Origin of the sequence: Nocardia ignorata NBRC 108230, assembly GCF_001612905.1 — a bacterium.
GTDB classification, from domain to species: Bacteria; Actinomycetota; Actinomycetes; order Mycobacteriales; family Mycobacteriaceae; genus Nocardia; species Nocardia ignorata.
The window spans coordinates 209,501-232,519 of sequence record NZ_BDBI01000017.1; the positions used below are offsets into that span (position 1 = coordinate 209,501).

At 67.8% G+C, this 23,019-nt stretch carries 19 protein-coding genes; 4 read left to right on the forward strand and 15 right to left on the reverse strand.

Going from position 1 to position 23,019, the window contains the following annotated elements; translation table 11 throughout:
* Positions 1-10: 10 nt before the first annotated feature.
* Both NI2_RS15985 and NI2_RS15990 read left to right on the forward strand, forming a co-directional pair.
* Positions 11-1,777: an N-acyl-D-amino-acid deacylase family protein gene (locus tag NI2_RS15985; RefSeq protein ID WP_067491519.1), complete on the forward strand. Its 1,767-nt coding sequence runs from the start codon at positions 11-13 to the stop codon at positions 1,775-1,777.
* Positions 1,778-1,860: 83 nt separating this feature from the next.
* Positions 1,861-3,387, forward strand: coding sequence for an aldehyde dehydrogenase family protein (locus tag NI2_RS15990; RefSeq protein ID WP_067491540.1), 1,527 nt, complete (start codon positions 1,861-1,863; stop codon positions 3,385-3,387).
* 29 nt (positions 3,388-3,416) lie between these two features.
* Here the strand turns inward: NI2_RS15990 and NI2_RS15995 are convergent, their stop codons facing one another.
* Together NI2_RS15995 and NI2_RS16000 are read right to left on the reverse strand one after the other, a co-directional pair.
* The gene (locus NI2_RS15995; RefSeq protein ID WP_067491542.1) at positions 3,417-4,049 is read right to left on the reverse strand and encodes a TetR/AcrR family transcriptional regulator; all 633 of its coding nucleotides are present in this window, start codon (positions 4,047-4,049) and stop codon (positions 3,417-3,419) included.
* 13 nt (positions 4,050-4,062) lie between these two features.
* Complete coding sequence (locus NI2_RS16000) at positions 4,063-4,947, reverse strand: oxygenase MpaB family protein (RefSeq protein ID WP_084476455.1); 885 nt, start codon at positions 4,945-4,947, stop codon at positions 4,063-4,065.
* Positions 4,948-5,079: 132 nt separating this feature from the next.
* On the opposite strand from NI2_RS16000, the gene NI2_RS16005 reads away from it, so the two are divergent.
* Positions 5,080-5,424: a hypothetical protein gene (locus tag NI2_RS16005; protein WP_067491545.1), complete on the forward strand. Its 345-nt coding sequence runs from the start codon at positions 5,080-5,082 to the stop codon at positions 5,422-5,424.
* A gap of 93 nt (positions 5,425-5,517) precedes the next feature.
* Here the strand turns inward: NI2_RS16005 and NI2_RS16010 are convergent, their stop codons facing one another.
* The 6 genes from NI2_RS16010 to NI2_RS16035 form a co-directional block, all read right to left on the reverse strand.
* Entirely contained in the window at positions 5,518-6,165 is a 648-nt protein-coding gene (locus tag NI2_RS16010; RefSeq protein ID WP_067491735.1) for a maleylpyruvate isomerase family mycothiol-dependent enzyme, read from the reverse strand.
* Between the two features lie 94 nt (positions 6,166-6,259).
* Complete coding sequence (locus NI2_RS16015) at positions 6,260-7,423, reverse strand: NADH:flavin oxidoreductase (protein WP_067491547.1); 1,164 nt, start codon at positions 7,421-7,423, stop codon at positions 6,260-6,262.
* A gap of 69 nt (positions 7,424-7,492) precedes the next feature.
* Positions 7,493-8,248, reverse strand: coding sequence for a respiratory nitrate reductase subunit gamma (gene narI / locus NI2_RS16020; protein WP_067491549.1), 756 nt, complete (start codon positions 8,246-8,248; stop codon positions 7,493-7,495).
* The gene (narJ, locus tag NI2_RS16025) at positions 8,245-8,925 is read right to left on the reverse strand and encodes a nitrate reductase molybdenum cofactor assembly chaperone (RefSeq protein ID WP_067491551.1); all 681 of its coding nucleotides are present in this window, start codon (positions 8,923-8,925) and stop codon (positions 8,245-8,247) included. Before narJ ends, narI begins: the two co-directional genes overlap by 4 nt.
* Entirely contained in the window at positions 8,922-10,628 is a 1,707-nt protein-coding gene (gene narH / locus NI2_RS16030) for a nitrate reductase subunit beta (protein WP_067491553.1), read from the reverse strand. The genes narJ and narH overlap by 4 nt, the downstream gene beginning before the upstream one ends.
* A 10-nt stretch (positions 10,629-10,638) precedes the next feature.
* Entirely contained in the window at positions 10,639-14,349 is a 3,711-nt protein-coding gene (locus NI2_RS16035) for a nitrate reductase subunit alpha (RefSeq protein WP_067491555.1), read from the reverse strand.
* A gap of 427 nt (positions 14,350-14,776) precedes the next feature.
* Here NI2_RS16035 and NI2_RS16040 point away from each other — a divergent pair, with 427 nt between their 5' ends.
* Positions 14,777-16,321 carry an alanine/glycine:cation symporter family protein gene (locus tag NI2_RS16040; protein WP_067491557.1) on the forward strand — a complete coding sequence of 515 codons (1,545 nt, stop codon included), beginning with the start codon at positions 14,777-14,779 and terminating at the stop codon, positions 16,319-16,321.
* 58 nt (positions 16,322-16,379) lie between these two features.
* On the opposite strand, the gene mtnC is transcribed toward NI2_RS16040, so the two are convergent.
* From mtnC to NI2_RS16070, 7 genes are all read right to left on the reverse strand, one after another.
* Positions 16,380-17,078 carry an acireductone synthase gene (mtnC, locus tag NI2_RS16045; RefSeq protein WP_067491559.1) on the reverse strand — a complete coding sequence of 233 codons (699 nt, stop codon included), beginning with the start codon at positions 17,076-17,078 and terminating at the stop codon, positions 16,380-16,382.
* Positions 17,075-17,644 (reverse strand): 1,2-dihydroxy-3-keto-5-methylthiopentene dioxygenase, encoded by a 570-nt coding sequence (locus NI2_RS16050; protein ID WP_067491561.1) that lies wholly within the window; start codon positions 17,642-17,644, stop codon positions 17,075-17,077. Before NI2_RS16050 ends, mtnC begins: the two co-directional genes overlap by 4 nt.
* On the reverse strand, positions 17,641-19,536 hold the full coding sequence (locus NI2_RS16055) for a bifunctional S-methyl-5-thioribose-1-phosphate isomerase/methylthioribulose 1-phosphate dehydratase (protein WP_067491563.1): 1,896 nt from the start codon (positions 19,534-19,536) through the stop codon (positions 17,641-17,643). Before NI2_RS16055 ends, NI2_RS16050 begins: the two co-directional genes overlap by 4 nt.
* 110 nt (positions 19,537-19,646) lie before the next feature.
* Positions 19,647-19,802 carry a hypothetical protein gene (locus NI2_RS33850; protein ID WP_157104667.1) on the reverse strand — a complete coding sequence of 52 codons (156 nt, stop codon included), beginning with the start codon at positions 19,800-19,802 and terminating at the stop codon, positions 19,647-19,649.
* 218 nt (positions 19,803-20,020) lie between these two features.
* Complete coding sequence (locus NI2_RS16060) at positions 20,021-21,757, reverse strand: NTP transferase domain-containing protein (protein ID WP_067491565.1); 1,737 nt, start codon at positions 21,755-21,757, stop codon at positions 20,021-20,023.
* Positions 21,758-21,825: 68 nt separating this feature from the next.
* Positions 21,826-22,116, reverse strand: a complete 291-nt coding sequence (locus NI2_RS16065; protein WP_067491567.1) for an MGMT family protein — start codon at positions 22,114-22,116, stop codon at positions 21,826-21,828.
* Positions 22,117-22,119: 3 nt separating this feature from the next.
* Positions 22,120-22,908, reverse strand: a complete 789-nt coding sequence (locus NI2_RS16070) for an alpha/beta fold hydrolase (RefSeq protein ID WP_067491582.1) — start codon at positions 22,906-22,908, stop codon at positions 22,120-22,122.
* Positions 22,909-23,019: the final 111 nt, after the last annotated feature.

The following is a 23,019-nucleotide window of genomic DNA, read 5'->3' on the forward strand; positions in this document are numbered from 1 at the left end:
AAGGACGGACATGTTCGACAGCATCATCAAGGGCGGCCGCTGGTTCGACGGCACCGGCGCCGCCTCCACGATCCGCCACCTCGGCATCCGCGACGGCCGAATCGCCGCGATCTCCGAGACCCCCCTCGACGAAACAGGTTGTCCCCGGGTGGTCGACGCCGAGGGTATGTGGGTGATTCCCGGGATGATCGACATCCACACCCACTACGACGTGGAGGTGCTGCTCGAGCCCTCGCTGTCGGAGTCGGTACGCCACGGCGTCACCACCGTGCTGCTCGGATCGTGTTCGCTCTCGACCGTCCACGTCGACGGCGAGACGGCCGGTGATTTGTTCGGGCGGGTGGAGGCCATTCCCCGTGACTACGTCGTCAGTGCGCTGGACGAGCATCGAACCTGGGTCACCGCAACAGAATTCATCGAGGCGCTCGAGCAGCTGCCGCTCGGTCCGAATCTGGCCGGCTTCATCGGCCACTCCGATATGCGGGCCGCGGTCATGGGCTTGGACCGGGCCACCCGCAAGGAGGTGAAGCCGAGCGCCGAAGAGCTGGCCGAGATGGAACGCATGCTCGGCGCGGCTTTGGACGCCGGTTTCGTCGGAATGTCTTCCCAGCAACTGCTTTTCGACAAGCTCGACGGCGTGCAGTGCCGGTCGCGGACCCTGCCGTCGACGTATGCGAAGAGCAGGGAACGGCACCGGCTCAACGACATCCTGCGCAAGCGCGGTCGCGCGCTGCAGGGCGGACCCGACGTCGGGAACCCGGTGAGCCTGGTGTCGATGGCGGCCTCCAGCATCGGGCTGTGGCGCAATCCGCTGAAAGTGAGCCTGCTGTCGGCTGCCGATGTGAAGGCGGTGCCCGGCGCGGCGAAGATGTTCCCCGCCCTCGGCAAGATCATCAACGGACTCGACGGCGACTTTCGCTGGCAACATCTGCCGGTGCCCTTCGAGGTGTACTCCGACGGCATCTCGCTGCCCGTGTTCGAGGAATTCGGTTCCGGCGCCGCCGCGTTGCACCTGTCCGACCAGCTCGACGAGCAGCGCCACCTCCTGTGCGACGAGGACTACCGTCGCGCCTTCCGCAAGGACTACGAGAAGAAGTACGGTCCGCGCGTCTGGCACCGCGACTTCTTCGATGCCGATATCGTCGCCTGCCCCGACGACACAGTGCTCGGCAAGACCTTCGGTCAGGTCGGTGTCGACCGGGGTGGGCTGCACCCTGTCGACGCCTTCCTCGATCTGGTGGTGGAGCACGGCGACAAACTTCGATGGCGCACAACTATTTCCAACCACCGCCCCGAGGTCGCCGATGTACTCGCCGCCGACCCGTCGGTGCAGCTCGGCTTCTCCGATGCGGGCGCCCACCTGCGCAATATGGCCTTCTACAACTTCGGCCTTCGCCTGCTGCGCCGAGTCGCCGCCGCGGGGGAGCGGCCGTTCATGTCCGTCGAGCACGCCGTGCACCGGCTCACCGGTGAGCTGGCCGACTGGTACGGCCTCGACGCGGGCCATCTGCGACTCGGCGATCGTGCCGACGCGGTCGTCATCGACCCCGCCCACCTCGACGACACCCTCGACGCCTACGCCGAGAGTCCCGTCGCGGTGTACGGCGGCCTCTCCCGCATGGTCAACCGCAACGACGAGACGGTGCGCGCGGTGTTCGTGAACGGGCGCTATGTGTTCGGCCGAGGTGCGGCCGATCCGGTCCTCGGAACCGAGCGCGTCGGGGAGTTCCTCCGCGCCGCCGATCAGCCGCACCGCCCGGCCGCCGTCAAGGCGTGACGCTTATTTGAAAGAGTGATATGCAAATTCTCTCAGGCTGTCTACAGTGAGGTGGAGTCCTATTCGGTCAGCCGGGAGAACAAGTGTCTGATTCCGCCACGCCCATCGTCGACGCCGAGCTCATCGTGCGTAACCCGGCATCCGGAGAGACGGTCGGCACCGTCGCCGTCGCCACCCCGGCGCAGGTCGCCGCGGCAGCCGCCGCGCTGCGCAAGGCGCAGCCGAGATGGCAGTCGATCACCCCGGCCGGCCGCAAGCAGTGGCTGCTGAAGCTCCAGGACTGGGTGCTCGACCATGCGGCCGAACTGGCGGACTCGATTCAGGACGAATCCGGAAAGCCTCGGGTCGAGGCCGAGGTGGAAGTCGCCTTCACCGTCGATATCCTCGGCTACTACGCGCGCAACGCGGCCGAGTTCCTCGCCGACACCGACGTGCGCCCGCACACCCCGTTGATGCGGGTCAAGAAGTTGACCACCGCATACGTGCCGTACCCCGTGGTCGGCATCATCACGCCGTGGAACTTCCCGCTCGCCATGGTGACCGCCGATGTCGTTCCGGCACTCGCCGCGGGCGCCGCGGTGCTGCTCAAGCCGTCGGAGGTGACCCCGCTGACGCCACTGCTCCTGGCTCGCGGCTGGGCCGAGATCGGCGCGCCGCCCGTGTTCACGATCGTCTCCGGGGCGGGTGACACCGGCGCCGCGGTGGTCGACAACTCGGACTTCGTCCAATTCACCGGCTCCGGCGGCACCGGGCGCCGGATCGCCGTCGCGTGCGCGGAACGCACGCGCCCCTACAGCCTCGAGATGGGCGGCAAGGACCCGGCGATCGTGCTGGCCGACGCCGACCTCGAGCGCGCGGTCAACGGCATCACCTTCGGTGCCCTGACCAATGCCGGGCAGCTGTGCGTGTCGGTGGAGCGGGTGTACGTCGAAGCCCCGGTGTACGACGAGTTCGTGAACAAGCTGGTCGCCCACGTCGAGTCGCTGCGGCTCGGTCGTGACGACCGAGCGGGCACCATCGATGTCGGCCCGCTCGCCAACGATGCACAGGTCGCGATCGTCACCCGCCACGTGGAAGAGGCGATCGCCAAGGGTGCGCGCGTACTCACCGGCGGAAAGGCGACGGGGGAGGGCAACTTCTTCGAACCGACCGTGCTGGTCGACGTCGATCATTCGATGTCGTGCATCACCGAGGAAACCTTCGGCCCAACCATCCCGGTGATCAAGGTCGCCGACGAGAACGAGGCCGTCCGCCTCGCCAACGACTCCGAGTACGGTCTGTCGGCCTCGGTGTGGACCGGCGACAAGTCCCGCGGCCAGGCCATTGCCCGGCGGCTGGCGGTCGGCGCGGTGAACATCAACGACGCCACCATCAACCTGTTCAATTTCGCGCTCCCGCACGGCGGTTGGGGTCAGTCCGGCACCGGCTACCGATTCGGCGGAGCCGACGGTGTGCGCAAGTACTGCCGCAAGCAGGCGATCACCGCGCCTGCCTTGCCGACGCAGAAGAAGGAACTGGTCTGGTACCCGTACAGCCTGAAGAGCTTCGGGTTCATGCGCAACGCGATGCGTGCCACCGGTGCGCGCGGACGGCGTCGCTTCGGCAAGTAGTCGTCGGCGGGTTCCGTCGGCTGGGTGCGCTATGGTGCGCGCGGCGGGCGGAACCCCGGTGCGATGTGATCGCGGGCGAACCGGCGCGCCGCCGCCTCGTCGTCGAGCGGTATGACAGTCGGCCTGGTCAGCACCAGCGACAACGCCGTGCGCGCCACCATCTCGGCGACGGGCAGCGGATCGTAGGCGGGCAGTTTGCCCTGCTGCTGCAATCGGGTGATGAACTCGGCGAGGAAGTCACGGCCGAGTTCGATCACCGGCGAACCGCCGGTCGTGAGATAGGGCAGCACGGCGGCGGCGTCGGTGGCGAGCAGACGATCCAGCAGCGGGTTCTGGCGCAGACCGAGGGCGAAGACGACGAACAGCTCGACGATCTGGTCCTCGGCGCTCGCGCCGTCCTCGGCTTGCCTGCGCATAGATTGGTCGGCCTCGTTCAGCAGGCAGCGCACCTGCCAGAGCCCGACAGCCTGGACGACGTCGTCCTTCCCGCCGAACCGGCGGTACAGCGTGGCCAAGGACAGCCCGCCGCGGCGGGCCACCTCGGCCATGCTTGTGCGTTTGATGCCGAAGTCGAGGAACGCGGCCAGGGCGCCGTTCAGGACATCGGCGTTGTCCCGTTCCACGCCGCCGTGGCTGCGGATCCGGGCCAGCAGTCTGCTCACTGCCTCACCGTACTCAGACGAGCGGGCGCCCGAGCCGGTGGCGTCGCCGCATGTCCCAGAGCACCGTCGAGTACGGGAACAGCCGCGCGCGCACGGGCAGCCGCCCGTAGACGGCGCCGATCACGCGGAACAGGATCCGGTGCCGTCGTTCCTGTGCGTCGGTCCACGGCAGATAGAGCTGGGCGCGCATGGGTTCGGGCAGCAGACCGATCACGACGAAGCGGTGGAAGTCCGCGAGGCGGCGTGGCCGCGCAACATTGCGCAATCCGATCAGCTTGCGCAGGTATTCGGCGACTACGTCATCGATCCGCATGGTCGCCAGCCCGGCTTCGAAGTAGCGTTCGAACTCGTCCAGGTCGGCGGGCCACATGCCGGGTCGCATCTGCAGGCCGGTGCCGAATTTGGCGCCGTACTGGACGAAGACCTCCTTGGTGTCGCGGTCCAGCGGCCCGTACAGGCGTTCGTGGAGATCGAGGACACCCCAGCACAGGCAGACCGCCACCCACTTCTGCAGCTCGGGATCGAAGGCGTTGTACCCGACCGCGGCGCCCGGAGCCGAGCGGACATGGCGATGAACGCTGCCGACCGCCTCGCGATAGATGGTGCGGTCGTCCTCGGTGCCGAGCATCGCCACCGCGATGTAGGTCAGCGTGGTGCGCAGGCGTTTCCACGGGTGCACATCGGCGCGGCCCGAATCGACCGTGCTCTCGACGACGCCGTAGCCGACGGGCCGGTTCGCGAGCTGCACGATGACGTTCGCGCCCGCTCCCGCGAAGGCGCCGATGCCGTCGAGGAACTGCTCGATCCGAAAATCGTCGACCGTGCCGTATCGGCACCGCAGAACGCCGCCGTGGTCGCCCGCGGTGGTCGGTACGGGCACAGTTGAAGCTTCGCGCATGGTCCTGCGTCTCCTTGGTCCAGACAGCTACTAAGTCGATGATACGTTGAGAAGATCTTCATCAAATCAACTCACTCGGTCGCCGTGCAAGACTCGGTCCATGGGTCGTGTGTACAGGCGAGAGGACTCGACATGTCGGATGTGAAACGGATCAGCTGGGGCAAACCCCGTAAGCCGACCGACGCCGACCGCGATGCTTTGCGCGCGGAGCTGCTCGCAAGAGCCCGCGCGGTCCGCGCCGACGGCTGGGCCGCCCACCGCGACGAGTGGCCGGACGGTCAGATCGCCACTGTTGCCTACCTCCTTGGCGACACCGACGTCCTCGCCGAACTCGAGGAGTCCGAGGGGACGGTCCTCAGCCGCTACGCCGCCGAACTCTTCGGCTTCCACGGCGGACGCAAAGACATCGAAGCGGGCCTGGCCGGCACCCAGGCCTGGTTCGACACCGTTCGCAAAGCTCTGGGCGCCGGAGCCTGACATCCAGCCCGACACTGCGGGGGACGAAAGCGCGAACGTGTCAGTCCGGTGTCGGGGGACAGGCCGATCGCCTCGGCCGGGACCGGCGTCGATTCAGTTCTGGTTGCCGGTGATGCGGTCGCGCAGCGTGGGGAGGCCGGGGCCGGTGAGGTCGTCGCAGTAGGTCACTCGGCTCGCCATCGCCATGGTCAGTGCGATCGTCGTTCCGCGGACCAGTGGTCCGGTGCCGTGGGTGAAGGGACCATCGGTCGCCTCCAGACGGAGGCCTTCGATGAGGGTCCGGCTGGGGACGGTGAAGTCGCGCCCGGCGAAGAATTCGGCGACGGCGGTGGTCGCCTCGATCGACGGCGTGGTGGTGAGTCCCAGGGGGCTGCGGATGTCCTGGGCATGGACCACGATTTCCCCGAGCCATGCGGCTGTATCGCCCGAAGGTGCGGTGGTGCTGTCGACGACCGCCCGGAACCCGTCGAGGGTTTCGGCTGGTGTCGTCCCGAGGTGTTCGGCCTTGCGTCGCTCGTTGTGCTTGTCGAAGTCGAAGCGTGCCCCGAGAACGCTCACCAGCCAGCGCATCCGGCCGGTACTCGCACCGGCCGTGAGGTGCGCGACCACGTCTTCGACAGTCCACCCACCGCACAGCGACGGCGAACTCCACTGATCGTCGTCGAGGCGGGCGAGGTCGTCCGCGAGAGAGGCGCGTTCGGCGTGCGGCAGCGCCCACAGCGCGGCACGGGAATCGGGCACGTGAACCTCCGTGGCACCCTCGATCACCGGGCGCCGTGGTGCCGAGCCGGCGTCCCATGATGCAGACGACGTGAACCCCGCAGATTGATCGGTGTCAGGAGGTTCGCAGCACGCAGCGGGTCTTCGAGTAGATGGTCGGCACACACTCGTTGCAATGCGTGCACAGCGACGGAGTCGCCCGGTCGGACTGCCAGCGGCGGACGAGATCGGGTTCGCGGAGCAGGGCCCGCCCCATCGCGACGAAATCGAAGCCCTCGGTGCGGGCCTGTTCGGCACCCGCCAGGTCGGTGATGCCGCCGAGCAGGATCAGCGGCATCGTCAGCTCCGCCCGGAAGCGCCGCGCCTTGTCGAGCAGATAGCCAGGGCGATAAGGGTATTCGCGCAAGAACTTGCCGCCGACGAGCTGGAAACCCCAGCGCACCGGAATCGGCAGGGCACGGGCGAAGTTCCGCCGCGGTGCATCGCCACGGAAGATGGCCATCGGGTTGAGCAGGGAGCTACCCGCGGTGAGTTCGATGGCGTCGACGGCACCGTCGTCCTGCAGCCAGCCCGCCACCCGCAACGACTCCTCGATCGAGAAACCGCCGCGCACACCGTCTTCCATGGTGAGTTTGGCGGTGACCGCCATGTCGTCGCCCGCCGCGTCGCGCACGGCGCGCACCAGTTCCCGCGCCACCCGTGCCCGGTTCGCCAGCGAACCGCCGTATTCGTCGCGGCGCCGGTTCAGCAGCGGACTCAGGAAGGCGCTGGCCAGGTAGTTGTGGCCCAGGTGCACCTCGACGGCGTCGAATCCGGACTCCCGTGCCAAGCGGGCCGCCCGCGCGTGCGCTTCGACCACCTCGGCGATGGCGAGTGCGTCGGGCACCTTGGTGAACCGCATCCCCAGCGGATTGAACATCCGGCTCGGAGACAGCGCGGGCGCCCGGTTCGACCGTGCGTTCGCCACCGGCCCCGCGTGCCCGAGCTGCGCGCTCACGGCCGCACCCTCGGCATGCACGGCATCGGTGAGCCGCCGCAGCCCTGGCACCGCCTCCGGCCGCATCCAGATCTGGTGCGCATCGGTGCGCCCGCCCGGCGCGACCGCGCAATAGGCGACTGTCGTCATCCCGACCCCACCGGCGGCGACCTCCCGATGGAACTCCACCAGCTCGTCGGTGACCAGGGCGTCGGGGGTGCGCCCCTCGAACGTGGCCGCCTTGAGCACGCGGTTGCGCAGGGTGAGGGGACCGAGGCGGGCGGGCGCGAGGACATCGCTCATGCCCGAAGTGAAACACGTTTCAATTGTGGGTCGCAACGGTATCGCCCACTCACCGGGCGAAAAGGTGAGCTACCAGCGATCGGGAGTCACCGGGGCGTCCCAGGCCTTGGCGAAACGGGTCTTGTCCTTGGTGTCCACTTCCTTGCGCCGGTACACGATGTACGGGCGGGTGAGGTACCCGATGGGCGCGCTGAACATGTGCACCAGCCGGGTGTACGGCCAGGCCGCGACCAGGGCGAGCACCACCAGTCCGTGCAGCTGGAAGGTCCACGGCACGCCGACCATCAGCCCCGGCTCCGGGTCGATGGTGAACAGACTGCGGAACCACGGCGACACGGTGTCGCGGTAGTTGTAGGTGCCCCACAGCAAATTCGAGCCCCAGGTGTTGAGCAGCCCGGTGACCAGCGCCAACGTCAGCAGCGTGTACATCATGATGTCGTTGCGGCTGGTCGCCTTGCGCACGGCGGGCACGACGATGCGGCGATAACACAGGATGGCGACTCCGGCCACCACCATCAGGCCCGCGACGGAACCCGCGCCGACCGCGACCAGGTGATAGGTGTGCTCGGAGATCCCGAGCGCCGCCGTCCACGACTGCGGAATCAGCAGACCCATCACATGCCCGCCGAACACCCCGAGCATGCCGAAGTGGAACAGCGGACTGCCCAGCTGTAGCAGCTTGGATTCATAGATCTGCGACGACCGCGTGGTCCATCCGAACTGGTCGAACCGGTAGCGCCAGACATGGCCCAGCACAAAGGAAGTCGCGGCGATGTAGGGCAGGATCAGCCACAGGCCTTCGGGGAGCGGAATGGTGGCGTTCATCGGCGTCCTTCTGTGGCGTCGAAGAGGGCGGGATCCATGGCGAAGGGTTCCAGGCCGACCTCTTCCTCGGGCGGGCCCTGGGCGGCGAGTTCGGCGATGCGGCGGCGGTCGGCTGTGGTCACCGGTGGCAGAGTCGCCAGGACGGCGGCGAGGACACCCGAGTACGGAGAGTTGTTGTCTCCCAGTGACAACCGGAGCAGCTCCAGGACCGGCACGTGTTCGCCGAGCAGGCGTTCACCGCCGATCGGGTCGACGGTGGCGGCGAACTCGAGCAGCACCGGCAGGTGGTCGGGCAGCTCCTCGTCGCCGAGTTCGGCGCCGGCCTGGCGGTAGGCGTGCTTGAAACGCAGCAGTGCCATGCCGCGTTTGCGGGTGTCGCCGTAGGCATAGAACGTCAGGTGCAGGCTGGCGCGGCGACGCATGTCGAAGGTCTCGACATAGCTCTGGGCGACCTCGATGTCCGGGGTGTCGCGCAGGTAGGCGAGTACCGGCTCGAAATGCCCGCGCACTTCGTCGGGCAATTGTGCTGCGGCAGAGCAGAGCTGGTCGAGCAGGGCCAAGGTCTGTTCGCCGGGATAGTCCAGCAGCAGCGCGGCCAGGCGCCAGACCATGCGACGCTCGTGCTCGGCCAGCGCGAGGACGGGCTCGGGACGCCGGCGGATCGAGAGCAGACTCATTGCGGCACCCCGCTGACGGCCGGGTCGGTGGCGGCGGCGCCGTTGCCTCCACCACCGGATCCGGCGCCGTTGCCGGTGTGGCCGTCGCCATTCCCGTTGCCGTTGCCGTTGCCGTTGTCGCTGCCGGGCAGCAGACCCGCGGTGGAGCGACCGTCCCAGTTGAGCAGGTTGATCCGCCCCGACTTCTCCTCCGGCGCGGCCTGATTCGTGTCGGCGAGGGAGAACTTCTCCACCACCTGGTCGAACGCCGTCATGCCCGGCCCGCCGTCGGTGTCGAGACTGCACCCGGTGGCCAGCGAATCCAGTTCGTGCGCACGAGAAGTCGCGCCGCTGGGGATCACGTAACGGTGCTCGTACTTGGCGATGGCGAGCAACCGGTACATCGCCTCGATCTCCTCGGGCTCGAGCCCGATCGAGGGCGCGATACCCGAATCGGGTTCCTCACCGAGGTTCACCGACCGCATGAAAGCCCGCATCCCGGCCAGCCTTTGCAGCGACGCGCGCACCGGGCCGATCTCACCGGCGGTGAACAGCTCCGCCAGGTAGCCGACCGGAATGCGCAGGGCATCGATGGCGCCGAACAAGTTGCGCGCGTCCTCGCCGTCGTGGCCGGTCTCGGTGAGCACATCCACCACGGGCGAGAGCGGCGGCACGTACCAGACCATCGGCATGGTGCGGTATTCCGGATGCAGCGGCAGCGCGAGCTGGTAGTCGACGATCAGCTTGTACACCGGCGAATCCTGCGCGGCGGCAATCCATTCCGGCGAGATACCGGCCTTCTCCGCCTCGGCGATCACGCGCGGGTCGTGCGGGTTGAGGAATACACCGAGCTGAGAGGTGTACAGATCCTGCGGGTCGGTGACCTGCGCCGCCTCGAGCACCGCGTCGGCGTCGTAGAGCATCACACCGATGTAGCGCAGCCGGCCCACACAGGTTTCCGAGCACACGGTCGGGATGCCGACCTCCACGCGCGGGTAGCAGAAGGTGCACTTCTCCGCCTTGCCCGTCTTGTGGTTGAAGTAGATCTTCTTGTACGGGCAGCCGGTGATGCACTGGCGCCAGCCACGGCACTTGTCCTGGTCGACGAGCACGATGCCGTCTTCCTCGCGCTTGTAGATCGCGCCCGACGGGCACGACGCGGCACACGAGGGATTGAGGCAGTGCTCGCAGATGCGCGGCAGGTAGAACATGAAGGTCTCTTCGAACTCCAGTTTCACCTTGTCCTCGAGCTTGCCGAGCAAGGGGTCCTTGCCGACCTGCTCGGGGCCCGAACCCAGGTCGTCGTCCCAGTTCGCACCCCAGGTGACCTTGGTGTCCTCACCGGTGATCAGCGACTTCGGCCGGGCGACCGGGGTGGTGTCGGTGGGCGGCGACGACAGCAGGTTGTCGTAGTCGTAGCTCCACGGCTCGTAGTAGTCGTCGACCGTCGGCAGATCGGGGTTGGCGAAGATGTTCATCAGCCGCTTGAACCGCGACCCCGACTTCAGGGTGAGCTTGCCGCGCTTGTTGAGCGTCCAGCCACCCTTCCACTTCTCCTGGTCCTCATACTGGCGCGGATAGCCCTGTCCCGGACGGGTTTCCACATTGTTGAACCAGACGTATTCGGTGCCACCGCGATTGGTCCACGCCTGCTTGCAGGTGACCGAGCAGGTGTGGCAGCCGATGCACTTGTCCAGGTTCATGACCATGGCGAGCTGAGCCATAACGCGCATGTCAGTACTCCACGTTCTGGTTGCGGCGGCGGATGGTGGTGACCTCGTCGCGCTGGTTTCCGGTGGGGCCGTGGTAATTCAGCGCGAACGACTGCTGGGCGTAGCCGCCGATCAGGTGCGAGGGCTTGATGAGCACCCGGGTGAGCGCGTTGTGGATACCGCCGCGCTTGCCCTTGGCTTCGGAGGTGGTGTCCTCGGCGCCCTCGATACGCGGCACGTCGACCGCGCGGTCCTGGGCGTGGTACATGAACACCGTGCCCTCGGGCATGCGGTGTGAGACGATCGCGCGGGCCACGACCACACCGTTGCGGTTGATCGCCTCGATCCAATCGTTGTCAGCCACACCGATTTTCTTCGCGTCCACATCCGACATCCAGATCGTCTGACCGCCACGCGAGAGCGTGAGCATGTGCAGGTTGTCCTGGTAGGCCGAGTGGATGGACCACTTCGAGTGCGGGGTCAGGTAGCGCACGGTGAGCCCGTTGCCACTCACATTGCCGATGCTCGGCTCCGCGAACAGCGCCGACATGTCCAGCGGCGGACGGAAGATCGGCAGTTGCTCACCGAGCTCGATCATCCAGTCGTGGTCGAGGTAGAAGTGCTGACGCCCGGTGAGGGTGTGCCACGGCTTGAGCCGCTCCACATTGATGGTGAACGGCGAGTACCGGCGCCCGCCGCTCTCGCTGCCGGACCACTCCGGCGAGGTGATGACCGGAACGGGACGCGCCTGGGTGTCGGCGAAGGTGATCTGCTTGCCCTCGGCCTCGGCGGCGAGGTCGGCCAGTTTGGTGCCGGTGCGGCGTTCGAGCTGGTGGAATCCCTCGACGGCGAGACGGCCGTTGGTGGTGCCCGACAGCGCGAGAATGGTCTCGGCGGCGAAGGTGTCCTTGGCCAGCGACGGCCGCCCGGCCGCGATCCCCGACACCACGGTGCCGTTCTTGCCCGCGAGGTACTCCACCTCTTTGTCCGGGTAGGTCGTGATGCCCTTGGTGGTCACCCCGAGCGTGTCGACCAGCGGGCCGAGCGCCGCGAGCTTCTCGGCGATCTTGGTGTAGTCGCGTTCGATCTCGACGATCTTGGGCATGGTCTTACCCGGGATCGGTTCGCACTCACCGGCTTTCCAGTCCAGCACCTTGCCGCCCGCCTGCGCCAGCGCATCCGGCGAGTCGTGCTGCAACGGCACCGCGACGATGTCTTTCCTTGTGCCCAGGTGCTTTTCGGCCAGCCAGGAGAACCCGCGCGCGATGCGGTGGAACGCCTCGAAGTCGGTCTTGGCCTCCCACGGCGGGGAGATGGCGGGGGAGAAAGCGTGCACGAAGGGGTGCATGTCGGTGGAGGACAGGTCGTGCTTCTCGTACCAGGTGGCGGCGGGCAGCACGATGTCGGCGAACAGGGTGGTGCTGGTCATGCGGAAATCCAGGGCCAGTAGCAGGTCCAGCTTGCCCTCGGCGCCTTCCTCGCGCCATTCCAGCTCCTGCGGGCGCACGCCGGTGGCGTCGGTGGTCTGCAGGTTGGAGCCGCAGCCGAGCAGATGCTTCTGGAAGTACTCGTTGCCCTTGCCCGAGGAGCCGAGCAGGTTGGCCCGCCACACGGTGAGCACGCGCGGGAAGTTCTCGGGAGCGTCCGGGTCTTCGCAGGCGAAACGCAGGTCACCGGACTTGAGTCCGTCGACGACGTGCTCACCGGGGGTCTTACCCGCGGCGGCTGCTTCGTCGGCCATGTCCAGTGGGTTGCGGTTGAACGTCGGGTAGCTCGGCATCCAGCCGAGACGACTCGCCAGCGCGATGTTGTCGGCGGCGGTACGACCGGCGAACTTGCCCTTGCCCAGCGGGGACGCGAACGAGTCCGAGGTGAACGGGTCGTAGCGCCACTGGTCGTTGGTCAGATACCAGAACACGGTGCCCTGCATCTGACGCGGCGGGCGCTGCCAGTCGCTCGCCGAAGCCAGTGTGGCCCAACCTGTTACCGGCCGGCACTTCTCCTGGCCGACGTAGTGGGCCCAGCCGCCGCCGTTCTTGCCCTGACAACCGGTGAGCAGCGTGAGGGTGAAGAACGCGCGGTAGATCTGATCGGAGTGGAACCAGTGGTTGGTGCCCGCGCCCATCAGGATCATCGAGCGGCCACCGGAACGTTCGGCGTTGTCGGCGAATTCGCGGCCGATGCGCGCGGCCTGCACGGCGGGTACGCCGGTGATGGTTTCCTGCCAGGCCGGGGTGTAGGGCGACTCGGCGTCGTCGTAACCCTTGGCCCACTCGCCGGGCAAGCCGTCACGACCGAGGCCGTACTGAGCCAGCAGCAGGTCGAAGACGGTGGTGACCCGTTTGCCCGCAACGGTTTTCGTCGGCACGCCACGGATGATGGGTGCGGCGGTGTCGGTGTCGAAGCGAGGCAGCGCGATGGTGGTCGGCGCCTCGTCGGAATGGCCGAGCAGGGTGAGCAGCGGGTCGACCCCTTCGAGGTCGAGATTCCACTTGCCCGCATCGGCCTCGTTGAAGCGGTGTCCCAGAGAACCGTTGGGCACCACCGGATTTCCCACCTGATCGAGCAGTACCGGCTTGTGTGCGGCGTTCTCGTCGGTGTGGCCCAGATCGGCCGCCGTCAGGAACTTGCCGGGAAGGGCGCCGCCCTGATCCGCCGCCTCGTCGAGACAGATCAGGTACGGCAAATCGGTGTAGGACTTGATGTAGTCCAGGAACATCGGAGTCTGCTTCTCGAGGAAGAACTCCTTGAGCACCACGTGCCCCATCGCCATCGCCAGCGCCGCGTCGGTACCGGGGCGTGCGGCCACCCACTCGTCGGCGAACTTGGTGTTGTCGGCGTAGTCGGGGGAGACCACCACGACCTTCTGGCCGCGATACCGCGCCTCGGTCATGTAGTGCGCGTCGGGCGTGCGGGTCACCGGGACATTGGAACCCCACATGATGAGGTAACCCGCGTCGAACCAGTCGGCCGACTCCGGCACGTCGGTCTGGTCACCGAACACCTGCGGCGAGGCCACCGGCAGGTCGGCGTACCAGTCGTAGAACGAGAGCATGTAGCCGCCGAGCAGCGACACGAAACGCGCGCCCGTCGCGTGGCTGACCATCGACATCGCCGGAATCGGCGAGAAACCGGCGACGCGGTCGGGACCGTACTGCTTGATCGTGTAAACGTGTGCGGCAGCGGCGATCTCGGCCGCCTCCCACCACTCGGCGCGCACGAACCCGCCCTTGCCTCGAGCGTTCTTGTACGCCTTGGCCTTGACCGGATCCTCGACGATCGACTCCCAGGCCAGCACCGGGTCCTTCGACTCGGCCTTGGCCTTGCGGTACAGATCGAGCAGGGTGCCGCGCACATACGGGTAGCGCACGCGGGCGGGGGAGTAGGTGTACCAGGAGAACGAGGCGCCACGTGGGCAGCCGCGCGGTTCGTACTCGGGTTTGTCCGAGCCCACCGAGGGGTAGTCGGTCTGCTGGGACTCCCAGGTGATCACGCCGTCCTTGACGTAGATCTTCCACGAGCACGAACCGGTGCAGTTCACGCCGTGGGTCGAGCGCACCACCTTGTCGTGCGACCACCGGTCGCGGTAGAACGCGTCTGCATCGCGCCCACCGACCTTGAACACCGACCGCTGATCCGCGGAAACCTCACCGCGCTGAAAGTACTTTCCGAGCGTCAGCAGACTGTCACCGAAATCGGTGGGCGACGGACCATGAGTGCGCGAATTAACCACGACGCCCCCTTCGAGCTTGTGAAATCGGGCTGTTGAGGCCAACTGTAAGGAGGCGGTCCCGCCGGGCAAAACGAACTTCTCACACCCCGGATCGGACCTTTGTGCGTTGTGAGGTGGGCGAAATGTGCTGGTCACCCCAGTAACCCGACGCTCACCCACCACACCCGCCACGACCAGGGAAAATCCCAACCCGACCGGCCTTTCCCGGCGCTCGCGAGGCGGTTCGGCACCGACGCGGTGATGCTTCGGAAACGACGGGTTCTCGGACGGTTTACATTTGTTTACACACCCACAGTGACCTGCGTCGCTTCGATCCACGCCCGAGAGCGGGGCGGGCAGACGAACAATATGTACTCAGCTAACCAGCGGTTACCGGACATGCGATCATGTCTGACGTCCATCGATGGCTATCAGGGAGTACGAGCGAGTGGCTGAGTTCTTGACCACGATCAACGGTTATATCTGGAGCAACTCGTTGATCTATCTGTGCTTGGCCGCGGGGGTGTACTTCTCGATCCGTTCGAGGTTCGTCCAGGTCCGCCAGATCCCGGAGATGGTGCGGCTGTTGTTGCGCGGCGAGAAGTCCGCCTCCGGAGTGTCGTCGTTCCAGGCGTTGGCGATGTCGCTGTCGGGGCGGATCGGCACCGGCAATATCGCGGGCGTCGCCACCGCCATCGCCTTCGGCGGGCCGGGTGCGCTGTTCTGGATGTGGGCAGTGGCCTTCCTCGGCGCCTCCACGTCCTTCGTCGAATGCACCCTCGGCCAGATCTACAAGACCCGCGACCCGCTCACCGGTGAGTACCGTGGCGGGCCCGCCTACTACTTCCACCGGGCGATGTCGCACACCAAGGCCGCCCCACTGTTCAAGGTCTACGCGGTGATCTTCGCCGCCGTGACGGTACTGGCCTGCGGTTTGCTCATGCCGAGCGTGCAGTCCAACTCCATGGCGGCCGCGATGAACCAGGCCTGGGGCGTGTCGGAATGGGTGGTCGCCCTCGGCGCCGTGATCGTGCTCGCGTTCGTCATCATCGGCGGCGTCAAACGCATCGCCGCCTTCGCAGCGGTCGTCGTGCCGTTCATGGCGGTGGGCTACATCCTGATCTCCATGGTCATCGTGTTCGACAACGCCGGCCAGATCCCGGAGATCCTCGCCCTGGTCGTGCGCAGCGCCCTCGGCGCCGACGCGGCGTTCGGCGCGATCATCGGCGCGGCCGTGATGTGGGGCGTCAAGCGCGGTGTGTACTCCAACGAGGCAGGCCAGGGCACCGGCCCGCACTCGGCGGCCGCCGCCGAGGTGTCCCACCCCGCCAAGCAGGGTCTGGTGCAGGCCTTCGCCGTGTACATCGACACCCTGTTCGTCTGCACCGCCACCGGTCTACTGATCCTGTCGACCGGCGCCTACCGGGTCTTCGAGGGTGAGTCCGCCGACGGAAAGGTCCTGGCCGACGGTGGAGTGCTGCCGTCGGACGCCGCGGTCGGCCCCGCCTACGCCCAGCATGCGGTCGACACCCTGTGGGGTGGTTTCGGCTCGACCTTCGTCGCGATCTCGCTGGCGTTCTTCTGCCTGACCACGATCATCGCCTACTACTACATGGCCGACACCAACCTGCGCTTCCTGGTCGGCAAGGCCGCGGCCAAGCCGGTCCCCGTCATCCGTGGCACCGTCGGCGCCAACACCACGCTGGTCCTGCAGGCCCTCATCCTGGTGTCGGTCGCCGTCGGTGCGCTGTCGACGGCCACCGACGCCTGGACCCTCGGCGACATCGGCGTCGGCCTGATGGCCTGGCTCAACATCATCGGCATCATCATCATCCAGCAGCCCGCCTACAAGGCCCTGCGCGATTTCGAGAAGCAGAAGAAGGAAGGCAAGGACCCGGTCTTCGATCCGAAGGCTCTCGGTATCCGCAACGCCACCTTCTGGGAGACCTACGAACCGGAACGCGAACGCGTAAAGGTTACTGTCACCGAGTGATTCGGCGCGCCGAGGTCCACACCGGGACCTCGGCGCGTTTCCTTGTGCTCGCCGAGGCCTACTGTTCGGTCATCGCGGCGGGGTCGACCTCCGCGAACGATCCGACCCACCTGTGCGGTGGGCGTGAGGGATTCGGCTCGCCGGGGCGGTGGACGCCGACGGCACGCCAACCGGCGGTGACGGCCGCATCGAGTTCGTCCGGGTGATCGGACAGGAACAGGGTTTCGCGCGGCGCGACCGCGATGCGGGTGGTGATCGTTTCGTAGGAGGCGGGTTCGCGTTTGGGGCCGGCGTTCACCAGGTCGAAGTGATCGGTGATGAGGGGTGAGAGGTCGCCGGGGTCGGCGTAGGTGAACCAATCTCGTTGGTTGCGTACGGATCCCGAGGAATAGATGTAGAGGGTGTGGCCCGCGGCGTGCCAGGCGCGCAGGGCGGGGGCGACGTCGTCGAAGAAGCGGCCGTGCAAGTCGCCTACGCGAAAGCCCTCCGCGCAGATGGCGCCCTGGGCAGCTTTCAGCGGCTCGGCCTTCACATCGGAATGCAGCCAGCCGGTGAGGATTTCGGCGATCCGTGCGGTATCGGCGGTCGCCTCGCCGGACAGTTCTCGGGTGGCGGCGATCACGGATTCGGCTGCACCAGTGGCATTCTCGGCCAGCCAGGCGGGCAGACGCTTCTCGGTATAACCGTACAGGTCGGTGCGTACCGAATCGGTGGGGCTGGTAGTGCCCTCGATATCGAGGACGATCGCGCGGATCACGCGAGCAACTCGTCCAGGGTGGGGAAACCGGCGCTGATCTTGTCGCCGGTGAAGTCGCCGATCCAGCCGTCGGCCTCCTCGAAGAAGCGGATGGCGACGAAATCGGGGCGGGGGCCCATGTCGAACCAGTGCAGGGTGCCCGCGGGCACCGAAAGCAGGTCGCCCGCCTCGCACACCGTGGCCAGCACCGCGTCGTCGATGTGCAGGTAGAAGCAGCCGCGACCGGCGGCGAAGAAACGCACCTCGTCCTCGGCGTGCCGGTGCTCGTCGAGGAACTTGGTGCGAGCACCCGCCGCGGTGGCGGGCCAGTCGGGGTTGTCGTCGTCGGGGTGGATGCGGGCGATATCGATGTGCTCGTAGCGACCCGACGCGTTCAGTTCGGCGATCCGCGGCGCGTAATGGGCGAGCAGGGTGTCGGAGTCGGTGGTCGCGGCGTCGGGGAGCACCTCCCAGCGGGAGAAGGCGATGCCGTGCTTCGACAGCTCGGCACCGATCTCGGCGGTGTCGGTGGTCCGCACCCGGACATCGGCGGCATTGTCGGCCGCCATCACTTGCAGCAGGGTCATCTCGGTCCGATCTCGAAAGGAGTGGCGTCGGTACGTCCGGTGCGGGCGATCAACTCGCACAGTGCTTCCAGACATTCGGCGCGATCACGCGCCTGGGCAAGAGTGTCACCCCAGGCGGTGATGCCGTGCCCGGTGATGAACAGAATCGGTGCGGCACCGGGATTCTCGCGCAGGTAGTACTCGATGTCGGCGCCGATGCGCGCGACGTCGGGCCAGTTCGCGAACACCGGAACATCCACGGTCGACGGATCGTCGAGCCCGAAACCCTTGATGAGTTCGTACCCGCTGACCCGCACGGTGTCACCCGGCCGGGCGGTGGTCGCCAGGGCGGTGGCGAACGGTGAGTGCACGTGCACGACGGCACCGGCATCGCGCGTGCGGTACACGGCGGTGTGAATGCTGGTCTCGGCGGAGGGTTTTCGGTCCTGACCCGGGTAAGCGGTGGTGTCGGCGACGCGGACGCGCACCGCATCGCGCTCGGTCAGTTCGCCTTTCGACAATCCGCTGGCGGTGATCAGCGCATCGTCGCTCCCTGATCGCACCGAGATGTTGCCTGCCGTACCGGGCATCCAGCCGCGCTCGTAGAGCTGACGAGCGACGGCGGCGAGCGCGCGTCCGGCCATGTCGCTCTTCGAGCTCGCGGCGTGGCCGTTCTCGGCGTTGCGGTAGACCACACCGTTCTCCGTGACCACCGCGGTGACCAGGTCGGCCGGTGTCACATCGAAGGCCGGGTTGAACACGGCGGTGCCTGCCGGTGCGGCCTCGACCCCACCGAACCCCGTGACCTCCGTGGCGGCCCGCTGTTCGACGACGATCTGCGCGCCGGTCGCCATCGCGGTATCGCGGGTGGACTCCGGGGCGACGACGATGAACGGGATGCCGTGATGACGCGCCGCAAGGGCAAGACCGAAGGTGCCGATCTTGTTGGCGACATCGCCGTTGGCGGTGATCCGGTCGGCACCCACGAGCACCGCGTCCACCTGTCCCGTTGCCATCGCCCACGCGGCGGCCGAGTCGATGGTGAGCCGGTGGGGGATACCCGCCTCGGCCAGCTCCCACGAGGTGAGCCGCGCACCCTGCAGCAGCGGCCGGGTCTCGTCCACGATCACATCGGTGACCGCGCCGCGCTCGTGCAGCACCCGCAGCGCGCCGATGGCCGTACCCACCGCGCTGGTGGCCAGACGCCCGGTGTTGCAGTGCGTGAGCAGGCGGAGCGGCCGGTCACCGCAGAGCTGTTGCACCAGGTCGGCGGCGTGGGTGGCGGCGGCCAGGTTGACCCGGCCGTCCTCGGCGAGCATGTCGAGGGTTTCGGTCAGTACGGCGTCGGCACCTTCGGGAATCCGTGCCCGCACCCGCTCGACCGCCCACGCCAGGTTGACGGCGGTGGGTCGCGCCGCCGCGATCCGATCCGCCTCGGCCTCCACCGCCGCAACGTCGACCACTCCGCTGCCCGAAACACCCGCTCGCACCGCTTCGCGCGAGACGGCCGCGCTGCGCTGTCCTACCTGCTCAGCGGCCCCGCAGCCATGTTCGTCGTCCGCCTGCGTCACGCCTGCGGGATGCACAACGCCCGGCCGCATCGCGGCGTCGGAAGGCTCACCTGCTCGCGTGCCCGCGGAATGCGCACCGTCCGTCCGCGTCGCGGTTTCGGGATGTTCGGCGACGGCCTGGGTGGCGGCGTCGACGACCTTCGTGTGAGCGCGGGTCGCGATGACCACCCCGAACGCCCCCGCGATCCCGATGGCGGGCGCACCACGGATGGCGAGCGTGGTGATGGCGTCGATCACCTGATCGACGGTCGTCAACCGCAGCTCACGCACCTCGTGCGGCAGCCCACGCTGGTCGATGGTGACGAGCGCACCGTCGTCCCAGGTCAGGGAACTGTCGTCCATCGGGTGTCCTCACTGCGAAACGGTCATTCCGCCGATAGACGATATCCGACCAGCCCGGGGCACGGACGAGCCGCCGGTACCGGTACCGGCGGCTCGTCGACACGCGTGGGTCAGTGGCTGCCTGGGCGGCGCGGCTCGCGCCGATCATCCTGGCCTGCTCGCGTCATCCGCTGCGAGTCCTGCTCTTGCTCCTGCCGCTGCTCCTGCTGCTGGCGGGGCATCTGCTTGGGCATCTTTTTCGGCGTTTTCTTCGACTTCTCAGCCATCTCCACACGGTCCTTTCCGAGGGATGAATACTTCGCCTAATTCGGATGTCCGGCGTAATTCCGCCTTTTTCGAGGCGGGGTACGCCTGACTTGCTCAACGATAGGCATCGAGTCGTCGCGGCGGTAGAGTTGAACGATAAATAGCATTCCTACCAGCGGATATTCGGCGTGTCCCGGCATTTTCGGCAGTCACCGACGGTAATTCCGGCGACATTGTTTCAACTCGGAAGCGGGAGGAATTCCACGAGGTCGCCGTCTTCGGCCGATGGTGCGACCACGACCAGTCCGTCGCGGTCGACGAGACCGCCCAGGTGGGCGGTGCGGATATTCGGGTCACCGATCCAGCCGCCGCCGGGGGCGTAGCGCGCGGGCGTGATGCGGGTGACGGGTGCGGCGATTTCGGCGGCATTGTGCAGCGGGCCGACAACGGTGCGCGGCGGCGCCGACGCGGTGCGGGCCGCGACGATCGCCGGAGTGAGGGCGAGTAGTACGGCGATGGCGGCGAAAGGATTACCGGGCAGGCCGAGAACCGTCGGGCCATCGGGCAATTCGGCTACGACGGTCGAACCACCCGGGCGCAGGGCGAGTCTCGGGACGACGATGCGGGCACCGGTGCGCGCCAGCGCGGTACGCAACTGGTCGGCGGCGCCGCCACCGGTGGCGCCGACCACTACCAGTAGATCGAGACCGGTTGTGACGGTGAGCATGTCGTCGAAGCTGTGCGCGGTGTCGCGCAGGTGCACCCGGTCGACCACGCGGACACCGCAGCCGGTGAGCAGGTCCGGCAGGACGGGGCCGATCGAGTCGCGAGTCTGGCCGGTCTGCAGCGGGCCGGTGCTGCGGATCTCGTCACCGGTCATCACTATTCGAGCGCGGACGGGCCCACGGACGGAACCCGTTGTCACCTCCACCGAGGCGGCGGCCGAGCGCAGCGCCGCCGTCACCCGGGTGCCCGCCGGGGCGACCTGATCACCGACCCGCAGGTCCTCACCGCTGCGCCGCACATCGCCTCGGATCGGGGTGCCGGGTCGCCGTGCCAGATCGTCGCCGGTGACGACGGCGAATTCGTCGCGCAGCACGGAGGTGGTTCCGTCGGGCACGTGCGCACCGGTCGCGATCCGCACCGCCTCACCGGGCAACAGTCCGAGCGGTCTTGCGCCACCAGCGAATCCGACATCGCGGCGCAGTCGCCACGGGCCGTCACCGCACACGGCGTAGCCGTCCATGGCGGAGACGTCGAAGCGCGGCAGCGCGCCCGCCGCGACCACCGGTTCGGCCAGGCCGGCGCCGGGTACGTCGGCGAAAGCGGCGTCGTAGGCGATCAACGGGGTGAGTGCGCCGGCGATGCGATTCCTGGCTTCGGTGAGGTCGAGGCGGGCGTCGTTGTCGACGGACTCGCGTGCCCGGCGCACTTCCTCCTCGGTATCGCAGTCGGTGGTGCCCGGCAGTTCGACCAGTGCCGTCTCGGTGGGGATGATCGCCTTCATCGGCTGGTTCACCAGGGCGTCCAAACCTGCCAGCGCCGCCGTGAGCGCGGTGCGCCGCCACACGCCGACCAGGTACTGCGGGCGCCCCGACGCATCGATGGCGAACACCGCTTCGGCGGTGGATTCGGCTGCGCGGAGCAATAATTCGCGCACGGTGTCGCGTGTGAGGAACGGCATGTCGGCCGCGAGCACAACGATCCACGGTGCCGAATCGGGCCCGAGCGCGGCCAGCCCGGTGCCGATGGCGGACACCGGCCCCGACCCCGGCGGCACCTCACGCACCTGCTTGATCCGCGCGTCGAGTTCGGGTCGCGGCGGACCGACGACAACCACCTCACCGCAGTCGCTCACCGCCCCGAGCGCCGCCTCGAGCATCGACCGCCCACCGATCACGATCCCGGGCTTGTCGATCCCACCCATCCGGCTGGCCCGCCCTCCCGCCAGCACGATCGCATCGGCATCGGTCATGAGACCAGCGAAGTAGTCGACATGTCGGCCATGCTATCCGCGCCGGCCCGCCGGCCCCGACCTGATCGTCAGAGGCGGGCGGTGCGCAGGTCGATGCGGCCGTCGGTGATGCAGACTCCTTCCTCGGCGAGGAGGCGGAGCTGGCGGCCGGCGAGGTGGGGGGCGGGGCGGCCGGAGGCGGGGACGACACGGTGCCAGGGGAGGTCGGAGGAGTCGGTGCGCATGATCCAGCCGACCGTGCGCGGCGAGGACAGGCCTACCGCGGCGGCGAGGTCGCCGTAGGTGGCGACGCGACCGGGTGGGATGGCGGCGACGAGGGCGCGCACCCGCTCCACCTGGTCGTCGGTCGTCGCGGGCACGGGCTACAGCACCGACCCGATGAGCGCGGCCGTCTCGGCGGGACGGGCCTGCGGGACCATGTGGTCGCAATCCCAGTCGTGAGCGGTGAAATCGGCGAGCTCGGCGGCCAGCGCACCACGGAATTCGGCGGTGACGTACGGCGGCTGCACCTTGGCGGCCTGGACCAGCACCGTCGGCACGTCGGCGGGCGGCAGCACGAACGGGCGGGCCAGCTGTCCCCAGTACGAGGTGATCGCCGGCTGGAAGGTGCGCCACCGCACCCGGCCGCCCTCGGCGGGCACCAGGTGCTCGGCGAGCTCGCGCTCGAGTTCGGCCGGGTCGACCTCGTCGGGACCCCACGCGCTCACCTGTTTGTCCGAGCGCGCCTCGTCGACATCGGTGTAGTCGGGTGAGGCCAGGTCGGCGGCGGCCACCTGTTCCATCAGCTTCGGATCGATCCCGATGGCCGGATCCAGCAGCACCAGCGAGCGCACGAGTTCGCGATGGGCGCGCGCCAGATAGATGCCGACCGCGCCACCGAACGAATGCCCGACCACGACGACCGGGCCGTCGGTCTCCGCCCGCACGAGCGCGGCCACATCGGCGGCGAGAGTATCGATGTCCCACGGCGGCAGCGAGGTGGAACGACCGTGTCCGCGCAGGTCGGGCGCGATCACCCGGGCCTGCGGCAGATGCCGGGTGGCGAGGGTTTCCCACCGGTTGCCGTGGCCGGTGAGGCCGTGCAGGGCGAGGACGACGGGACCGTCGGCGGGGCCGAAACGTTCTACATGAAGCGACGACACGACAGCCATTGTGGCCGGTCGCGCACTATCGCGCAGCGTGTCCCGCGATGGGGGTGGGCGGGCGTGTCGGTGGGGTCTGTTGCAATAGCCGATGTGGTGCGATCGGATAGCTCGGTGCGA

What these genes read in the sequence shown, in the direction of transcription:
- NI2_RS15985 (WP_067491519.1), top strand. Translation starts at nt 11, where the DNA reads ATGTTCGACAGCATCATCAAGGGCGGCCGCTGGTTCGACGGCACCGGC.
- NI2_RS16000 (WP_084476455.1), bottom strand. Translation starts at nt 4,947, where the DNA reads ATGCGCGAAGCTTCAACTGTGCCCGTACCGACCACCGCGGGCGACCAC.
- NI2_RS16005 (WP_067491545.1), top strand. Translation starts at nt 5,080, where the DNA reads ATGTCGGATGTGAAACGGATCAGCTGGGGCAAACCCCGTAAGCCGACC.
- NI2_RS16015 (WP_067491547.1), bottom strand. Translation starts at nt 7,423, where the DNA reads ATGAGCGATGTCCTCGCGCCCGCCCGCCTCGGTCCCCTCACCCTGCGC.
- narI (WP_067491549.1), bottom strand. Translation starts at nt 8,248, where the DNA reads ATGAACGCCACCATTCCGCTCCCCGAAGGCCTGTGGCTGATCCTGCCC.
- narJ (WP_067491551.1), bottom strand. Translation starts at nt 8,925, where the DNA reads ATGAGTCTGCTCTCGATCCGCCGGCGTCCCGAGCCCGTCCTCGCGCTG.
- narH (WP_067491553.1), bottom strand. Translation starts at nt 10,628, where the DNA reads ATGGCTCAGCTCGCCATGGTCATGAACCTGGACAAGTGCATCGGCTGC.
- NI2_RS16050 (WP_067491561.1), bottom strand. Translation starts at nt 17,644, where the DNA reads ATGACCCTGCTGCAAGTGATGGCGGCCGACAATGCCGCCGATGTCCGG.
- NI2_RS16055 (WP_067491563.1), bottom strand. Translation starts at nt 19,536, where the DNA reads ATGGACGACAGTTCCCTGACCTGGGACGACGGTGCGCTCGTCACCATC.
- NI2_RS33850 (WP_157104667.1), bottom strand. Translation starts at nt 19,802, where the DNA reads ATGGCTGAGAAGTCGAAGAAAACGCCGAAAAAGATGCCCAAGCAGATG.
- NI2_RS16060 (WP_067491565.1), bottom strand. Translation starts at nt 21,757, where the DNA reads ATGACCGATGCCGATGCGATCGTGCTGGCGGGAGGGCGGGCCAGCCGG.
- NI2_RS16070 (WP_067491582.1), bottom strand. Translation starts at nt 22,908, where the DNA reads ATGGCTGTCGTGTCGTCGCTTCATGTAGAACGTTTCGGCCCCGCCGAC.